The sequence below is a fragment of the Bacteroides faecalis genome (genome assembly GCF_003865075.1).
GTDB classification, from domain to species: Bacteria; Bacteroidota; Bacteroidia; order Bacteroidales; family Bacteroidaceae; genus Bacteroides; species Bacteroides faecalis.
This window is the reverse complement of record NZ_BHWB01000006.1, coordinates 252,663-269,813: the sequence shown is the minus strand read 5'-3', so window position 1 is coordinate 269,813 and position 17,151 is coordinate 252,663. Positions and strand designations below refer to the sequence as shown.

Genomic DNA, 17,151 nt, shown 5'->3' with positions numbered 1-17,151 from the left:
AGTAATTGCAAGTGTCTTTATACAATGTATGGCACAGAATAAAATGGAAACTGAATTTAAAAATCCTCCATCTTCTGTACAAACCGGTACTTATTGGTATTGGATTGAGGGTAATATCTCCAGAGAGGGAGTAATAAAGGACCTTGAAGCAATGAAGGCTGCCGGTATTAACCGTGCTTTTATTGCCAATATCGGCGGTGCGGGAACCGGTGATCCTAATGCGTCTCGAAAAGTGGAGTTTATGAGTGAAGAATGGTGGGATATCACCCATGCTGCACTCAAAAAAGCGACTGAACTGGATATTGAAATTGGCATATTCAACTCTCCCGGCTGGAGCCAGTCGGGAGGTCCTTGGATAAAGCCGGAAGAGACGATGCGTTATCTGGCTTCTTCACAGAAAATACTGAAAGGCCCGGGAAAGGTTTCCGTTCAATTGCCGCAACCTACAGAACATTTTGAAGACGTAAAGGTACTGGCATTTCCAAATCCCACCCCTGAAGGAACTGTATTGGATATGGCAAATGCTGATATTACTATTACTCCGCATACGGAAAATGTCGCAAATCTGGTAGATGGCGACAATCATACCGGAATGTCTTTTCATGGTGAAGGAGGAGCTAGTATTGATATAAAGGCTAAACAACCATTTACAGCACGTAGTATCGTGATTCGGCCTACATCAGTTCCTATCTGTACGGATGTAGAACTACAAGCAAAAAGTAATGACGGAACATATAAAACAGTCAGCCATTTTCAGATCAACCGACTCAGAGATTGGAAGAAAGTCGGATTTGATCCCTATGCGGATGTTGCGATTACTTTTGAACCGACTACCTCTAACGAATTTCGAGGGATTTTTAGTTCAACAGGTAAAGGTACCGGCCTATCCGAACTGACGATCTCTTCCGTTCCACGTGTAGAACGCTTTAAAGAAAAGTCGTTAGCTAAACTGTTCCAGACAGAGGTTCCGGCATGGAGTGAATACTTGTGGAGAGAACAACCGGAAAAAGACGAGAGAAAATATACCCTGAATCCCGGGCAGGTCATAGATATCTCTGATAAGCTCTCGGCAGACGGCTTGTTAAACTGGGAAGTTCCGGAAGGTGAATGGATGGTTATTCGTACAGGTATGGCTCCTACGGGTGTCGTAAATGAACCGGCCTGTCCCGACGCAACAGGTTATGAAGTAGATAAAATGAGCAAGAAACATGCTGAAACCCATTTTAATGCGTATGTTGGTGAAATGCTGCGACGTATTCCGGAAAAAGATAGAAAGACCTTTAAAGTGCTGGTGCAGGATAGTTATGAAGTGGGAGGACAAAACTTTACAGATAACCTGATACCAGATTTTAAGAAAAGATATGGATATGACCCTACACCCTATTTACCTGTCCTGAATGGCATTGTAGTAGGTAGCCAGCATGATTCCGATGCTTTTCTTTGGGACCTGCGTCGGTTTATAGCAGACAGAATATCATATGAATATGTAGGAGGTACACGTGAAGTAGCACATAAACATGGCTTAACCACTTGGTTGGAGAATTATGGTCACTGGGGATTTCCCGGGGAGTTTCTGCAATATGGAGGTCAAGCAGATGAAGTGGGTGGAGAATTCTGGGCTGATCCTCCTTACGGTGAGATTGAAAATCGTTTGGCTACCTCTTGCTCGCATATTTATGGTAAGAAGCTAACTTCTTCGGAGTCGAGCACAAGCGCAGGACCGGCCTATTTACGTACTCCGAATGATTTGAAACAACGCATGGACCGTTATTTTACCTATGGAATTAACAATACGGTACTTCATCTTTATATTCACCAGCCCGGAGAAGAACGGCTCCCGGGTTCGAATGCCTGGTTTGGTACGGAATTTGACCGGAATAATATCTGGTTCAAGCATATGGACTTATATACCACTTACATCAAGCGTTGTAATTATATGATGCGCCAAGGTTGGTATCAGGCAGATGTCGCTTATTTCATTGGTGAAGACGCCCCTCGTATGGTAGGGATTATGGAGCCATGGATACCCGCGGGATATCAGTTTGAACATATCAATGCGGAAGTTATCATACGTGATCTCAGCGTGAAAGACGGTCGGCTGGTTTTACCTCATGGAGTATCGTTCAAAGTCCTTGTATTGCCTCCCGAACTTAAAACTATGCGTCCCGAATTACTTGAGAAAATTGAAAAACTGGTAGCGGATGGGGCTATCGTTTTAGGCCCTGCTCCTGAGCGTTCACCAAGTTTAGAAAATCAACCGGAAGCTGATCAAAAAGTAAAAGCATTGGCTAAAAAACTTTGGGGTGATGTAGATGGTGTGAATATGAAGCAACGGCAATATGGTAAAGGGAGCATTTGCCATGGAATGAGTTTCGAAGAGCTTTTCGCACAACTTGACTATGTTCCCGATTGCAAAGTACCGGCGGGTACATTAATTTATCAGGGACATCAGAAAGATGGTAATACGGATATTTATATTCTTTCAAATCAAGAAAACCATGCTGTCACAATGGATGTGGAATTCAGAGTGACCGGTAAACAACCGGAATTATGGATTCCTCTAACAGGAGAAATACGCAAGCTGCCCGCTTTTACCTATAAACAAAAGACTGCGGTCGTACCGATGAAACTAGAGAAAGGTGAGTGCGTGTTTGTGGTATTCCGTGAAACGGGAAAACCGATGCTCCATAGTGTAGAGGCTAACTATCCGTCTCCTGTTTTGATACAGAATGTACAGAATATCTGGGATGTTACTTTTGAAAGCGCATTTAAAAATCCGAGTCCGATAAAGATGGATATACTCCAAGACTTGGCAACAATGGCTAATGATAGTGTGAAATATTTCTCTGGAACAGCGACTTATAAGACAAATGTTGATCTGAAAAAAGCAAGTAAAGGAGAGCGTATGTTTATCAATTTTGATAAGGTTGGTGCAATGGGCAAGGTTTACATCAATGGAAAATATGCAGGAGGTGTATGGACCATTCCATATCAGCTCGATGTAACAGACTTTGTGAAGAACGGTATGAATGAGATTAAAGTCGAAGTTGTGAATACATGGGTAAATCGCATTGTAGGTGATCTGAATGCACCGGAAGGTGAACGCCAAGTATATTGCTTTATTAATCCTCATCGTCCGGACTCTCCGCTTCCTGCTTCAGGATTGATAGGGAAAGTAACTTTTGAAACTATTAAATATTGAAACATTAACCTAAATACACAATAGTATTCAATGGAGAAATCTACAGCTCTACTATTGGCAATCCTTTTCAGATTAAACGGATATGCCCAAAGAGGTGGTTTGCAATATGAATTGATTACTCTACTGGAAGAAGTGGAAACCAATATGTATTGCTAATGGATGTATGGTAATATATCAAAAGAAGGGGGACAAGGATTTACAAGAGATGAAAAGGAATGGTATTAACCGAGTTTTCATCGGACACAATGATTTTGATCCTTATATCGGTGGACGTAATGTAAAATTAATGAGTGATGATGGTGGGAAGTACTACATACAGCAGTGAGAACTGCCGGTGAATTAGATATCGAAGTGGGTATGTTCAACTCTCCCGGATGGACACAAGCAGGTGGTCCTTGGGGGGAAACCCGAAGAGTCGATGCGATACCTGAGTGGTTCTGAAATACAAGTAAAAGGTTATCAGAAGTTAAACACAAAGCTGGAAAAAACACATCCGGATTTTCAGGATGTCAAGTTGATAGCTTACCCTGTCGTAGAGACCGATGTGTCTTTATTGAATGCAGCAAGTGCCCGGATCACTGTAACCCCCGCTATCGAACAGTCGGATAGGATGTTTGATGGAGACCGCCTGTCAGATATCCGTCTACCGCAAAATGTGGACTACTGCATTGATTGGAAGACTGACAGGGATTTTACGGCACGAAGTTTGACTATTTACCCGTCTCATTGCAATATTAACGTTACCTTTGAGTTGCAGGCTAAGATAGGAAATAAAAAACTACCCCGTAGTAGTTGGCTCGAATACTTATGTTGTGGATTCTTGTAGAAATTGGAAATATTATTATAATCTAAACAATCCATTCGAAGGATTAGAGTTTGTATCTCGAGAGGGCAAAATTAGGAAAGTTACTGTTATGGGAGAAAGATCTGATTCTATTGCAATGGAGGTGTTGAAACCTTACTATACAAAAAAAGTGAATATTCTGTCTATATAAGAGCGAATTATGATTTAAAAGGTGAAATGAAGTTTCTTGAATTTGGCTTCTCTACTAATATGCATATTCCTATACAAGTGTTTGAAGAACTTGAAAATCGAGTGAAAAAGGAATCTCACCTTAAATTAGATTATGATCCTGAAAGGGCGAAAGGACTTAACTATATTCAATTAGTTTGGATGTATTAGAAGAAAATGTTCTTGTTGGTTTCAGTTTAGAAAATAGGTTTTATTGTCATTTTTATTTTGAAATTAAATATAAGCCTTTACTTATTAATGTCTGAACAATAAGGTTCATGGAAGCTGCAGTCTGGAATAAATGAGGACTTTAGAAAGAATTTGTTTTAATAGCCTTCTAATATTTGTTATCCTACAATAAAGTTTTATCTTTGTAGTATTGGAAACTTGTATGACACCTGGGTCTCGTGCTATACGACACCCGGGTGTCGTCGTGTTTAACACCCGGGTCTTGGTATGTATGACACCCGGGTGTCGTACAAGATTGAATTACTAACAAAAAAAGAAAGGAGTATAAGCTAATGGGAGTTCCTTATGTAGTACGAAAAAAAGTGGATATGACATCCGGAGAAAGAAAAGAATTATGGTATGGGGTACCGAGGAAATTGCAGAAGAGAGGAGGTGTGAATAACAAGGAATTAGCAGCGTGGATGGAGAAAACAAGTGGCTTCCATCGGGGACAGATAGAGGGTATACTTACCGAAATGGTTGCTAATATTCTTCAAATGCTTTCCTTGGGAGAGTCGGTGACCATTGATGGCTTGGGAACTTTTCAAACGGCATTAACAAGTGCCGGGTTTGAGCATCCGGAAGAAGTGACACCGGGAAAAGTATCTGTCTCTCGTGTATACTTCGTTGCGCATCCCGATTTTAGGCGGGAGGTGAAAAAGATAAAATGTGTGCGCATTCCTTTTAAATATTATATGCCGGAAAGTATGCTGACGAAGGAGATGACGAAAGTGGATATCGAGCAGGAAAGAGAAGAGGCCGGTGTGGAAATGTGGGGCGAGGAAACTGGTGAATAATTGAAGAAACAAAAATAAAACCCTGATATAGGTTGTCTAATAGATAACTTATATCAGGGTTTTGTTTTATATTAATAATGTCTATTTGTATGAGTGTGCATTTTTCTTCTTTTTAAAAAGACTTTTTCCTCCTATGAAAAGCAATCGCGGAATCCACAATATAAAATAGATAAAAAGGCTGATGACAAACACATAGCCTATCTGGGAGAACATTTCCACCCATGGGCGTGTGTAAACAATGATAGCAATAATATTGATGATGAACGCAAGGAAAAAGCACAATATATAGATATTTCTTTCTCTCTTGATTTTTTTTGAAGTAATGACGATATCTTTCATGGCTTAAAATTTCATGTATGGTATTTTATATTCATCCGGGAAAACAATGCAACGTTCTTCTTCCATAGATTGGTTACCCAGTAAGCAAAGTACTGAAGAACAGTAGGCTTCTTCTACAACATCTTTTGCTTTTTCTCCGGTGATGCATGACTGACAGAAGGAAGAAAGAATAGTATCTGATCCGTCCTTCTCGAATCCAACCATACTCAAACCGTTGCTGACGTTGCTACCTCCATCGATTACGAAGTGCGGTATATATTCCATCTTGGTTTCCGGACGCCAGCTAGGACCGGCTGTAGGGATAGCGGCAAATACTTTATCCTTTACCTGATCGATTAATTGGCGGATACCGGTGGTGGAATGGTCTTCTTCCAGATAATATAGGCCTTTTGACAAATCCATTGTACCTTTATGTCCCAGAATTTGTTCTTCCATACCATTGAATTTGTTGGAGATCAATGATTCGTAAGCAATCTTTGCTCCGTTGGAATACCGATAAGTCACATTTACACTATCATAAACTTCCCGGCCGTCTTTCCAGTAAACGATGTCGCCCATACCCATAATATGTGTCGGCATCTTATGTATTGCCCAGTTGCAGACTTCCAATTGATGACTACCCAGTTCAGTCATTAAACCACCGGAACTTTCCTTATAAAGTCGCCAGTTGATTTTACGTTCCAACTCTGGGGAAGGAACAGGACGTCTCCAATCTGCATTACGGAACCAATGGCATCGCATTCCTACCACCTCTCCGATAAGTCCGGAATGAATCATTTGCATTGCTTTGATGTATTTCTCATCATACATACGTTGCATACAAAAGTAAAGCACTTGGTTGGTATTCTGATAAGTATCGTAGACTGTTTTACATTCTTCTAGAGTACGCGCCATTGCTTTCTCGCAAAATACATGTTTGCCGGCGGAAAGAGCATCCAATGTAATACATGCATGCCAATTAAGAGGAGTAGCGATGATAACTCCGTCAATATCTTTAGATTCCAGTAATTTCTTGTAATCCGTATAAGTTTTTGCATTCGGGAATAATTCCTGTGCAGCTTTCAGATTGGGAGGATAATTGTCGCAGATAGCAACTACCTGCGCATGGGGGATCTCTTTGAGGTTGTGGAGGTGGTATTGTCCTCTGGATCCTGTACCGATAACAGCTACTCGCGCTTTTTCACTGCTGATTTCTTTTAGTTTTTCTGGTGTGCAAGAAGTGAGCCAGGGAGTACTCGCCAATAATGCGCTTCCTCCGGCAATGTATCCCAGACTTTTAATGAATTGTCTGAGACTAAGATCTACACCTTTTTCTGTATTGTTCTTCATTGTTTATAATGTATATATTGTGTTTATAATGTATATATTGTTCCTTTTATATTTTTGAAATTCGTGTTGATTTGTTCCCGTTGTTGTTCATTGGCAATCATCCAGACTGTGCTAAGTACTTCGGCGTCTAGAGGATCTTCGGAAACTATGGTACTGGCTTTCCGTTGTTCGTCATAGATACCTGTGAGTGGATTAATAATATGTCTGGTGTATTGCCTGGTATTTCCTGAGGTAGATAACGCTGTATCTTTGAGATCGAATTCACTTAACGGCATTTGGTTGTATGGGTTGAGAAAACTAACTTTCCAGCATTCTCCGTAAGGATGATGTCCGATGCCCATAATGGAACTGTTGCCAAAATCGACAAACGCATTCTTTACGTTTGCGCAAACGATCATCTTCCTGATTTTTTTTAGCGCATATCCCTTAGCAAATCCTCCAAAGTCGAATGATAAATCCGGCTGATTGGAAGAAATGAAACAGTTGCTATGGAAATTTACCTGTGAGAAGTCTTTCAGTGTTATATCGAACAAGTGAAGTGTTTGTTCGTAATATTGGCGGCAAAGCTGTAACATGCTCCATAGCTCTGTGCTTATTGGGGTTTTATTCACTGAAAGATGTTTGTTTAGAAGAGCCACTTCACTTTGAGGGTTGAAACGATCGAGCATCTTCTCCAAACATTTCAACTCATCTACAATAGCTGACCATAACTTGTCGGCTAATGTAGAGTCGGGATGAAGGAGTAGGATGTCGAGCCGGGTTCCCATGATGTGATTCATAAACCCATGAAACATGGATTCACTTTCATAATATGTACTTTGGACTTCTAACATGTAACGGTTACTTTCTAATTGTCGTATTTCGAACTACAAATATATGAGAAATCCTTTGAAGATGTTCACGAATAAGATAAATTAATACCCTAGCTGTCTTATTTATGAGATAAATACCTATCTTTGTGGCACTTTTTAGTAGAAAAGCAAACTCAAATTAATAGATAGATATAAGAAATGGCACAAGAAGACGTTTTTAAGAAACTTGTATCGCACTGCAAGGAATATGGTTTTGTATTTCCTTCGAGCGATATCTACGACGGACTAGGCGCTGTATATGACTACGGTCAGATGGGCGTTGAATTGAAGAACAACATAAAGAAATACTGGTGGGACAGCATGGTACTGTTGCACGAAAATATCGTTGGTATTGACTCTGCCATCTTTATGCACCCAACTATCTGGAAGGCTTCCGGACACGTTGATGCATTCAATGACCCTTTGATTGACAATAAAGATTCTAAAAAACGTTATCGTGCTGACGTATTGGTTGAAGATCAGTTGGCTAAATACGATGACAAGATCAATAAAGAAGTAGCTAAGGCTGCAAAGAAATTCGGTGATGCTTTTGATGAGACTCAATTCCGTTCTACTAACGGGCGTGTATTGGAACATCAGGCAAAACGTGACGCATTACATGCACGTTTTGCCAAGGCATTGAATGATAATGATTTCGAAGAACTTCGTCAGATTATTCTGGATGAAGAAATTGTATGTCCGATCTCCGGAACAAAGAATTGGACAGAGGTTCGTCAATTCAACCTGATGTTTTCTACCGATATGGGATCTACTTCGGATGGTGCTATGAAGATTTATCTTCGTCCTGAGACTGCACAGGGTATTTTCGTGAACTACCTGAATGTACAGAAAACAGGCCGTATGAAGGTTCCTTTCGGTATTGCTCAGATTGGTAAGGCTTTCCGTAATGAGATTGTTGCCCGCCAGTTCATTTTCCGTATGCGTGAGTTTGAACAGATGGAGATGCAGTTCTTTGTAAAACCGGGAACAGAACTTGACTGGTTCAAAAAATGGAAAGAGATCCGTCTGAAATGGCATAAGGCTCTGGGATTCGGTGATGATCACTATCGTTATCATGATCATGATAAACTGGCTCACTATGCAAATGCTGCAACTGATATTGAATTCTTAATGCCTTTTGGTTTCAAAGAAGTGGAAGGGATTCACTCTCGTACTAACTTTGACTTGTCGCAGCATGAGAAATTCTCAGGAAAGAGTATTAAGTACTTTGATCCGGAATTGAATGAATCTTATACTCCGTATGTGATTGAAACTTCTATCGGTGTAGATCGTATGTTCCTGAGCATCATGAGTGCAGCTTATTGCGAAGAACAACTGGAAAACGGTGAAAGTCGTGTAGTACTGAAGTTACCTGCTGCGTTGGCTCCGGTTAAACTGGCTGTTATGCCGTTGGTAAAGAAAGATGGGTTGCCTGAGAAAGCTCGTGAGATTATCGATGATTTGAAATTTCACTTCCATTGTCAGTATGATGAGAAAGACAGTATCGGTAAACGTTACCGTCGTCAGGACGCGATCGGTACTCCTTACTGTGTAACTGTCGATCACCAGACATTAGAAGACAATTGCGTGACATTGCGTAATCGCGATACAATGCAACAAGAGCGTGTAGCTATCTCTGAACTGAACAATATTATTGCAGACAGAGTAAGTATCACTTCTCTATTGAAAACTTTACAATAAACCTTTGACGAATGAGTAAAAAATTCTATTTATTCTCTTTAATTTTGTTGGCTTTGGCCTTTGTTTCTTGCGAAGAAACTGAGGAGGTTGGTCGTTATGATAATTGGCGTGCACGGAATGAGGCTTTTATAGACTCATTGGAGAACGTTTACGAAACGGTTCCGAATAGGGGCGGATTAGAGCGATTCAGCATGTACATAGATCCAGGAAGATTTATTTATTACAAAGTAAAAACACCTGTTACAACAGATAAACTGAATCAAGATATGATAGGACGGAGACCTACAAGTGCTTCAACGGTTACTACTTATTATAAGGGTATGAATATCCTTCGTGAACGTTTTGATGGCTTCTCGGGGGATAATCCGAATCTGAATGAGTCAAATGCCAATGAAGGAGAAACAAAGGCTTCAAGTTTTGAACTGGGAAGTGTTATTTCCGGTTGGCAGGAAGCACTTCAACATATGGTTGTAGGTGATCGTTGGGAAATTTATATTCCTTGGCAATATGCGTATGGAAGTACTGGCGATTCTAAAGGGCAGATAGAGATTTTAGGTTATTCTGCATTGATCTTTGACTTACAGTTGCTTGATACAGATTATCCGGCAACAGTGGATGAAGAATAAGATATACGGAGATAATAAAAGAATAACGGCCTGCTTCTCGAAAAGAGACAGGTCGTTATTCTTTTATTCCAATAAGATGGGATATTCAGTAAATGTCCCTAATTATACTTCAAACTTTTGGGGGATTATAGGAAAGTTTGAAGTATGTTCTGAATGTATTGTGGCATTTCAATAAGGTAGTTAACGAATTCGATAAGCTTCGATTGCTTTCTTCACCGACCCATGTAGTAATAATAGTTTCTGGGCTTCTTCGTGATTCAATCCTAACTCCTCCATAATCATTCGAGTTCCCCTTTCCACTAGTTTATGGTTACTGAGTTGCATATTTACCATCTTGTTCCCCATTACTCTCCCAAGTTGAATCATGACGGAGGTACTAATCATATTCAGAATCATTTTTTGTCCTGTACCAGATTTCATGCGGGAACTTCCTGTCACATATTCCGGACCGACGATCATTTCGATAGCTACATCTGATTCAGCAGCCATAGGAGAGTCTGGATTACTGGTGATACATCCAGTCAGAATACCGTTTCTACGAGCTTCCCGTAAAGCACCAATTACGTAAGGAGTGGTACCGGATGCAGCAATACCAATTACTGTATCTTTATCGTTGATATGATGATCTGTGAGTTCTTTCCATCCTTGAACCGTATCATCTTCTGCACCTTCCACTGGATTTCGTAGAGCAGAATCACCACCGGCTATTAATCCGATCACCCAACTAGGGGGCATACCGAACGTCGGGGGAATTTCGGAAGCGTCGAGCACTCCCAAACGTCCGCTAGTTCCGGCTCCCAGATAGAAGATACGTCCTCCTTGTTTCATTCGAGGGACAATCTGATTGACAAGCTTTTCTATTTGAGGAATAGTTTGTTGTACTGCAAGTGCAACTTTTTGGTCTTCCCGATTGATATCTTCCAATATCTCCCGGACGGATTTTCTCTCCAAGTCGTTATAAAGTGATGATTGTTCTGTGATTAGCATAATTATCTTTTTTTAAATGTATTACAAGTGAAGAGACATTATCGATGATATTGAATTAATCCTTCCATTGGACTTTGGAGTATTTTCCCTAATTTTAAATCTGTTTGTTGCATAGCCTCTTGCAAAACCTCTTTATAGTAATATGCAATAGAGCCGATAAAGTGTACCGGATAATATTTATAATCATACTGCATCACATTTCTGCGAAGGAAGGCGAGAAAGCTGTTGAGTACTAATGAATGAACAGCAGGTTCTTCAATATGTTGTGCCAGAAATGGAGATAGGCTGGCAAGAAAGCGGTTAGGGAAGGGTTGGCGGTAGACACGATCTATAATTTCAGGACTAGTTAAATCAAACTGCTTCAGGAAAGCTTCTTTTAGTGCAGGAGGCAATTGATTTTTTAAGATATCGCCAACTAACAGTTTACCTAAAACAGCACCGCTTCCTTCGTCTCCCAGAATAAATCCCAAAGGAGATACATTATCCACAATTTCTTCACCATTATAAAAACAAGAGTTTGACCCTGTACCCAGAATACAAACAATTCCGGCTTCATGTCCACATAAACTATGGGCAGCAGCCAGCATGTCCGAGTTTATTTTAATATTCCCAATGACGGGTAGACTGTCAGCGATTGCACGACGGATGATAGGAGCTTTCTCAGGCGTGCAACCGGCTCCGTAAAAGTAAACGGCGTCTAACTTCCCTGCTGGCAATTGAGGTAGAAGGGTGGCGGTTAGTTCACGTTGAATATCTTCTTCCGTTTGGAAGAAAGGATTAAATCCTTTTGTTCCTATTCGTTGAATGGGCGTACCGTTGAGTGCAACACACCAGTCGGTTTTAGTAGAACCACTGTCTGCTATTAGTATCATATCATATTTTCTTTTTAGGTAGAATATAACTTCATTTATACTTTTCTGCCGAATGATTCATCCAATCGTTTGTGAATCATCCATGCAGCGATAATCCCCGGAATGGTACAAATACAAACCCAGATAAAAAAATAAGTATAGCCAATATGCTCTTGTATCCATCCGGCAGGCATACCCGGGATCATCATACCAAGTGCCATGAAACCGGTTCCGATGGCATAATGGGCTGTCTTATGTTCTCCGTCAGCAATGTATATTAAATAGAGCATATAAGCTGTAAAACCGAATCCATAGCCTAACTGTTCAATGGCTACACAAATAGATATGAATAGGGGATTACTGGGAGTGGTAGCAGCCATCCATACATAAAGCAGGTCAGGCAAGTTGATTGCCAGTGCCATGGGTAATATCCATTTTTTTAGACCGTCACGTGAAACAAGGAAACCACTAATAATGCCCCCAACTAACAGAGCTACTACACCTATTGTTCCATAAATCATGCCGACTTTTCCGGTGGAAAGAGCTAATCCTCCCAAATCAGCTTTGTCGAGTAAGAAAGGGGAGGCTATTTTTGCCAGTTGTGATTCTCCCAACCGATAGGTGAGGAGGAAGAAAAACATTAGGGGTAGATTTTTTTTTCGAAAGAAAGAGAAGAATGTTTTAAAGAAGTCTTCCAGCAATTTCCCGGGTGTTAATCCTTCACGTTTTATGTCTGCCTCAGGATGTGGAAGAACTAACCGATGATAAAGAGTCAGAGCGAGGAAAAGTCCTGCCATCAGATAGAAGACAATACTCCATGCCAAAGGGATATTGCCTTGAGATGTTTCTAACCAACCTGCCAGCATGACAAGTATACCTTGGCCGAAAATATTGGCAAAGCGATAAAACATATTTCGAATGCCGACAAAAAAGGATTGTTCTTTGTTGGTAAGTCCAAGCATATAGAATCCGTCTGCTGCAATATCATGGGTAGCGGAACTGAATGCCAATAACCAGAAAAAGGCAAGAGTGAACTGTACATAATGTGTTGTCGGAATAAAGAAAGCAATTCCGGCAAATCCGGCAGCGATAAAGCTCTGCATAGCGATAATCCAGGCACGCTTTGTTTTTATCAGATCAACAAAAGGACTCCATAGGGGTTTGATAATCCAGGGCAGATATAGCCAGGAGGTATAGAGTGTGATATCAGTATTCGATAATCCTAAACGTTTATACATGATGACAGCGATAGTTACCACTGCCACATTGGGGAGCCCTTCTGCAAAATAGAGAGTGGGAATCCAGCTCCAGAGATTTTTATTTCTTGTTGTCATCAGGATGATGTTGTTTTATTAGTATTGTTTTTCAATAGTACTTCCCGGGTAATAGTGGGATAGTATTTCATTATATGCATATCCTTGTTCTCCCATAACGGCTGCGCCAATCTGGCAAAGTCCGACTCCATGTCCCCAACCGGCTCCGGTAAGAATAAAGCGGGAAGGAATTTCTTTTTCCCCTTCTTTATCAATGACAAAAGCGGAACTATAGAGGTGAGAGGAAGAGAGTGTACGACGTATTTCCAACTCTTTTCCTATGATAAGAGTACGTAATGTTCCTACTATTTTTAGCTTTATGATACGTCCGGAGGTTCCTCGTTCTATTGGGATTAAATCTATGATTTTTCCAAAATCGATTCCTGAACGGTCGTATATCAATTCAGAAAGTTCTTGTTGTGTATAAGCTACTTTCCAACGATAAAAGTCTGCAGTTTCCTGATCATAATTGTTGAGTACCTGACTCAATATTTTCTTGTCTTGTGTATTACAGAAAGCAGAAGGAGAGGTACGAATCCACTGATCTGCTTCTGCTTCTATAGTCAGATCGGGAAGTTCGTTTGCTGTTTTATCATCCCTTTTACCAACCAGATAGGGATGTTTCACATTCTCCCAGCAATTTTGAAACTCCTCTAAAGCACCGCCGCAACATTTAGAAAACCGAGCATCACAAATGTGATTCTCGAACATAAGCACTTCCCCTCGCGTAGAAAAAATTGCTTCGATAGCTTTGGAAGTAGAAGCACGCGTAATTCCTTGATAACGTTGGCAATGATCATCAGCACAAACATCAAAATGAGTGTGTGCTTCGTGGTCGTACCACTTGATAAATGAAGAATGAAGAATGGAGAATGAAGAATGGGCCGCGTTGTCAGTTTTCATCTGAGGCTTTTCATTATTTCTTATTCTTAATTCTTCATTTTCAGGTTTATTTATCCTTAATTCTTGATTCTCAGTTCTTGGCTTTTCATTTTCTCCTTCCCGTTCTTCGATTTTGTTGAGTAGCCAACTTCTGGAGATTACAGCGTGCGCTTTTAGTAATTCTAAAGAGGCGGTTGCGCTCATTTCGGATGAAATAACACTTGTCAGGTAATCTTCTATGGAAATAATGTTGATAGCGGTGAGTTTCTCCTCTTCTATAATCAGCTTTAATGTTCCTTTGAAGCGTTGGAGCTCTTTGCGTTCCCAGTGGAAGTTGATACCAATGGTGACATCTTTCAATTCAAAGAATGCAGAATTAGAAAGTTGAGGTGAAAAAGAGATTTCATCATACAGGCTCCCCTCCCAATATATTTTTCCTTCTTTATAGACAGCCTTTTGATCTCCTACGGATTCTATTTTATCAGAGGAAACAAATGTTTCCGGAAAAGAGAATTCAATCTCTTTTCCGGAAAGGATTCCGACTGTTATTAGAGGTTCTCTCATAAAGCTGTTTTAAGACGTTTGATAATTTGTTCCAACTCTTCTTTGGGTATAGAGACTTCACGACAGATAGAATGTATCTTTTCAGGAGTCAATTTAGGGATATCTTCTTCACGTGCAATCGGGAATAGTCCGCTCATCTCGGCAATAGCTGGGCTGATAAGTATTTGCTCATCACCTTCTGCATAGTAGCAGTCGGGTCGGTGTTTGCTACGTAGAAAGAGGATGCAGTTATAACGAAGCGTCAGGTCATGCATTTCTTCTTTATAGTCACGATAGAAGTCTTTATTTTTTTCCAGTCCATACCAAGCGAGGATGTTCATCAGGGGCTCCTTACCATTATTTTCAGTTGCAAGGATATCGTAGATGACTTTGAATAGGTGAGACATCTCCTTTTTGTTTTTTGTTTTGAGGTAAAGAGCGCTGACCGGGTCATCAGTATAAGCCAGAGCTTTGCTGTCAGTTTCAAATAATTCGCTTACATGCCAGTCGTTCCATATCAAAGCTGATAGATTCTCTCCTTTAGCAGCAGCTTGGAAATGAGCATGATCAGGAGCAGAGGCTCCACATTCCGGACCATTGTACATGAATAGATATTCTTTCAGGTTTTCTGTCAGTTCTATTAAGTCTTCAAAGCGGGTGGCGATAGATTGGGGTGTATGATTAATTGCAGCTATTGTTAGGTGCTCTTCGAATATAGGATAAGGGTTGACTAATATCTGATAATTTTTATAATTAACAGCCTTTTGTTCTGCCGGGCGGTTTTCCTGACAAAGAAAGCAGGGGCGAGCCTGAATAGAAGAGGCATCTGTTTGAGCAGCTGTGGAAAGAATTCGTTTGGGATTTGGGAATGCATCCACGTATATCCACCAGCTTTCTTTATACTGTTTGATTGATTTCGATTGTCTGCGATAGCCTCTGAGTGCGCGATAATTCTCCTTTGCTAATTCCCAAGAGTGAATTTGTTCTGTAAACAGTTGTTCTACCTCTTTGGAAAGATTCTGAATCCCTTTCTGTTGCAGAATTCTCTTTTGCAATTCCCAACTACGTAGGCGGTCTTTATAGATATTATTTTGATTGACTTTTTCAATAGGAAGTGCCGCATCCGAATTTCCTTCCCAACGGCGGCACAGATAGACTACATCATATACTCGTCCTATCTGATAATCTCGTGAGATTCTTAGTCCGAGAGCATAGTCTTCACCGTAGCTTGTGTTTGGAACATTGATTTCACGAAGTAGCGGAGTGAAGAATGCGCGGGGAGCTCCAAGTCCATTGATGCGTAATGCATTATTTCGTCCGTTTTCGGGTGTCCATTCTTTGTGGTCTATGATACCGGGAGCAATTTCATTCATATTAAAGTCCGTCATCATGTAGGTACCAATCACCATAGCGCAGTTCTGTTGATAGAATGCGTCTACCATGATTTGTAGCGTATGTTCGTCTTTATATACGTCATCGCTATCAAGCTGAATGGAAAACTTACCGCATTTTTCGTGATGAACACCTACATTCCAACAACCTCCGATACCAAGATCCTCTTTTTCAGGAATTACATGAATCAGTCGTTTGTCTGCACTGAGTTCACGAAGTGCTTCGGTAGTTCCGTCTGTAGAATGATTGTCGATAACAATAACATTAAACGGAAAAGATGTTTGCTGGCACAAAGCCGAACGGACTGCATCTTTGATAGTACGGATACGGTTACGTACGGGAATAATGACGGAAGCCTCAACATCAAAAGTAGAAGATGAAAAATTAATCGGCTGAAAATCGGGAGCCAGATATCCGCCAATAGCTTTCAGATGATTGGTGCATACCTTTTCCATTTCAATCTGTACTTCTCGGTTCTTCGGATTAACATAGTCAAATTGTTTCTCTCCACTTTTCCGATGATCATTTTCTATTTCTGTATATAGATATTCGTTGATATGTTCCAACTTGTTTTTCTGAGAAATCTTGAGTCTCAGATCATATAAACCTGCATATTGGTAGTTCTCTTTAGAGCTCTTTACCGCTTTCTTGAAAACATCGGATTGAAACAATAATACTGAACCGAAATCAAAATCATCACGTAAACTACCCAATTGATAATCAATGACAGGAGCTGTTTTCTGAGTTCCATCTATCTGCTGAAAATGATCGGCATAAGTCATACCTGCTTGAGTCATTTCCATAACTTGCACCATTCGTTCAAGAGCAAATTGCCCGAGTTTCAATTCTGTGGGCTTAGTGTATAATAAGGTGTATGGAACATCGGAATGTGCTGCAATAGCTTTCATTGCTTGTGTAGACTGGAAGTTATTGACAGAGATCAGTTCACAGCCAGGAATACAAACATTGGAAATTTCCGGTGCTATTAGATAGATTTTGTTCACTAACTCCGATGCACGTAATTCTTTTACTGTTTGCATACTTTCTTTTAGTCTGCTAAAAGGAAGAAAACAGTTGATTGTTGCTTTCATTTTTTTA

The 17,151-nt window shown here is 40.4% G+C and carries 16 protein-coding genes; 9 read left to right on the top strand and 7 right to left on the bottom strand.

The annotated features are described in order from the left end of the window. Nucleotides 1-28: 28 nt before the first annotated feature. The 7 genes from EJF25_RS12745 to EJF25_RS12730 all read left to right on the top strand — a co-directional run bounded on the left by EJF25_RS12745 (nt 29) and on the right by EJF25_RS12730 (nt 5,239). Entirely contained in the window at nt 29-3,202 is a 3,174-nt protein-coding gene (locus EJF25_RS12745; protein ID WP_235016801.1) for a glycosyl hydrolase, read from the top strand. A 30-nt stretch (nt 3,203-3,232) separates the two neighbouring features. Next, a complete protein-coding gene (locus tag EJF25_RS26170; RefSeq protein WP_262707205.1) occupies nt 3,233-3,358 on the top strand; it encodes a hypothetical protein in 126 nt (41 codons plus the stop codon). Between the two features lie 7 nt (nt 3,359-3,365). Further along, on the top strand, nt 3,366-3,527 hold the full coding sequence (locus tag EJF25_RS24910) for a hypothetical protein (protein ID WP_160119412.1): 162 nt from the start codon (nt 3,366-3,368) through the stop codon (nt 3,525-3,527). Further along, nucleotides 3,524-3,643, top strand: coding sequence for a glycosyl hydrolase (locus EJF25_RS26165; protein ID WP_125041457.1), 120 nt, complete (start codon nt 3,524-3,526; stop codon nt 3,641-3,643). The genes EJF25_RS24910 and EJF25_RS26165 overlap by 4 nt, the downstream gene beginning before the upstream one ends. Further along, nucleotides 3,621-4,028, top strand: a complete 408-nt coding sequence (locus tag EJF25_RS12735) for a hypothetical protein (RefSeq protein ID WP_125041456.1) — start codon at nt 3,621-3,623, stop codon at nt 4,026-4,028. The genes EJF25_RS26165 and EJF25_RS12735 overlap by 23 nt, the downstream gene beginning before the upstream one ends. A 195-nt stretch (nt 4,029-4,223) precedes the next feature. Continuing rightward, nucleotides 4,224-4,385 carry a DUF5043 domain-containing protein gene (locus tag EJF25_RS26600; RefSeq protein WP_370685718.1) on the top strand — a complete coding sequence of 54 codons (162 nt, stop codon included), beginning with the start codon at nt 4,224-4,226 and terminating at the stop codon, nt 4,383-4,385. A gap of 350 nt (nt 4,386-4,735) precedes the next feature. After that, nucleotides 4,736-5,239, top strand: coding sequence for an HU family DNA-binding protein (locus EJF25_RS12730; protein WP_125041455.1), 504 nt, complete (start codon nt 4,736-4,738; stop codon nt 5,237-5,239). Nucleotides 5,240-5,581: 342 nt separating this feature from the next. On the opposite strand, the gene EJF25_RS12720 is transcribed toward EJF25_RS12730, so the two are convergent. Together EJF25_RS12720 and EJF25_RS12715 are read right to left on the bottom strand one after the other, a co-directional pair. Next, the gene (locus tag EJF25_RS12720) at nt 5,582-6,907 is read right to left on the bottom strand and encodes a Gfo/Idh/MocA family protein (protein ID WP_077155498.1); all 1,326 of its coding nucleotides are present in this window, start codon (nt 6,905-6,907) and stop codon (nt 5,582-5,584) included. 23 nt (nt 6,908-6,930) lie between these two features. After that, nucleotides 6,931-7,701 (bottom strand): FAD:protein FMN transferase, encoded by a 771-nt coding sequence (locus tag EJF25_RS12715; protein WP_125041473.1) that lies wholly within the window; start codon nt 7,699-7,701, stop codon nt 6,931-6,933. Nucleotides 7,702-7,917: 216 nt separating this feature from the next. Here EJF25_RS12715 and EJF25_RS12710 point away from each other — a divergent pair, with 216 nt between their 5' ends. Together EJF25_RS12710 and bamJ are read left to right on the top strand one after the other, a co-directional pair. Then, on the top strand, nt 7,918-9,459 hold the full coding sequence (locus tag EJF25_RS12710) for a glycine--tRNA ligase (protein WP_125041453.1): 1,542 nt from the start codon (nt 7,918-7,920) through the stop codon (nt 9,457-9,459). Nucleotides 9,460-9,470: 11 nt separating this feature from the next. Then, a complete protein-coding gene (gene bamJ, locus EJF25_RS12705) occupies nt 9,471-10,085 on the top strand; it encodes a BamJ family beta-barrel-assembly machinery protein (protein ID WP_125041452.1) in 615 nt (204 codons plus the stop codon). 180 nt (nt 10,086-10,265) lie between these two features. Here bamJ and murQ read toward each other — a convergent pair whose 3' ends face one another. Genes murQ through EJF25_RS12680 form a run of 5 tightly spaced genes read right to left on the bottom strand, consistent with a single transcriptional unit; the run spans nt 10,266 to nt 17,144 of the window. Further along, the gene (murQ, locus tag EJF25_RS12700) at nt 10,266-11,072 is read right to left on the bottom strand and encodes an N-acetylmuramic acid 6-phosphate etherase (protein ID WP_125041451.1); all 807 of its coding nucleotides are present in this window, start codon (nt 11,070-11,072) and stop codon (nt 10,266-10,268) included. Between the two features lie 38 nt (nt 11,073-11,110). After that, complete coding sequence (locus EJF25_RS12695) at nt 11,111-11,944, bottom strand: ATPase (RefSeq protein WP_125041450.1); 834 nt, start codon at nt 11,942-11,944, stop codon at nt 11,111-11,113. Nucleotides 11,945-11,979: 35 nt separating this feature from the next. Further along, nucleotides 11,980-13,257, bottom strand: coding sequence for an MFS transporter (locus EJF25_RS12690; RefSeq protein WP_125041449.1), 1,278 nt, complete (start codon nt 13,255-13,257; stop codon nt 11,980-11,982). A gap of 18 nt (nt 13,258-13,275) precedes the next feature. Continuing rightward, nucleotides 13,276-14,682 (bottom strand): SpoIID/LytB domain-containing protein, encoded by a 1,407-nt coding sequence (locus tag EJF25_RS12685; RefSeq protein WP_125041448.1) that lies wholly within the window; start codon nt 14,680-14,682, stop codon nt 13,276-13,278. Next, the gene (locus EJF25_RS12680; protein WP_125041447.1) at nt 14,679-17,144 is read right to left on the bottom strand and encodes a DUF4922 domain-containing protein; all 2,466 of its coding nucleotides are present in this window, start codon (nt 17,142-17,144) and stop codon (nt 14,679-14,681) included. Before EJF25_RS12680 ends, EJF25_RS12685 begins: the two co-directional genes overlap by 4 nt. Nucleotides 17,145-17,151 lie beyond the last annotated feature (7 nt).

Coding starts and splice junctions, on each gene's coding strand:
- EJF25_RS12745 (WP_235016801.1), top strand. CDS start 29: ATGGCACAGAATAAAATGGAAACTGAATTTAAAAATCCTCCATCTTCT.
- EJF25_RS26170 (WP_262707205.1), top strand. CDS start 3,233: ATGGAGAAATCTACAGCTCTACTATTGGCAATCCTTTTCAGATTAAAC.
- EJF25_RS24910 (WP_160119412.1), top strand. CDS start 3,366: ATGGTAATATATCAAAAGAAGGGGGACAAGGATTTACAAGAGATGAAA.
- EJF25_RS12735 (WP_125041456.1), top strand. CDS start 3,621: ATGCGATACCTGAGTGGTTCTGAAATACAAGTAAAAGGTTATCAGAAG.
- EJF25_RS26600 (WP_370685718.1), top strand. CDS start 4,224: ATGAAGTTTCTTGAATTTGGCTTCTCTACTAATATGCATATTCCTATA.
- EJF25_RS12730 (WP_125041455.1), top strand. CDS start 4,736: ATGGGAGTTCCTTATGTAGTACGAAAAAAAGTGGATATGACATCCGGA.
- EJF25_RS12720 (WP_077155498.1), bottom strand. CDS start 6,907: ATGAAGAACAATACAGAAAAAGGTGTAGATCTTAGTCTCAGACAATTC.
- EJF25_RS12715 (WP_125041473.1), bottom strand. CDS start 7,701: ATGTTTCATGGGTTTATGAATCACATCATGGGAACCCGGCTCGACATC.
- EJF25_RS12710 (WP_125041453.1), top strand. CDS start 7,918: ATGGCACAAGAAGACGTTTTTAAGAAACTTGTATCGCACTGCAAGGAA.
- bamJ (WP_125041452.1), top strand. CDS start 9,471: ATGAGTAAAAAATTCTATTTATTCTCTTTAATTTTGTTGGCTTTGGCC.
- murQ (WP_125041451.1), bottom strand. CDS start 11,072: ATGCTAATCACAGAACAATCATCACTTTATAACGACTTGGAGAGAAAA.
- EJF25_RS12695 (WP_125041450.1), bottom strand. CDS start 11,944: ATGATACTAATAGCAGACAGTGGTTCTACTAAAACCGACTGGTGTGTT.
- EJF25_RS12690 (WP_125041449.1), bottom strand. CDS start 13,257: ATGACAACAAGAAATAAAAATCTCTGGAGCTGGATTCCCACTCTCTAT.
- EJF25_RS12685 (WP_125041448.1), bottom strand. CDS start 14,682: ATGAGAGAACCTCTAATAACAGTCGGAATCCTTTCCGGAAAAGAGATT.
- EJF25_RS12680 (WP_125041447.1), bottom strand. CDS start 17,144: ATGAAAGCAACAATCAACTGTTTTCTTCCTTTTAGCAGACTAAAAGAA.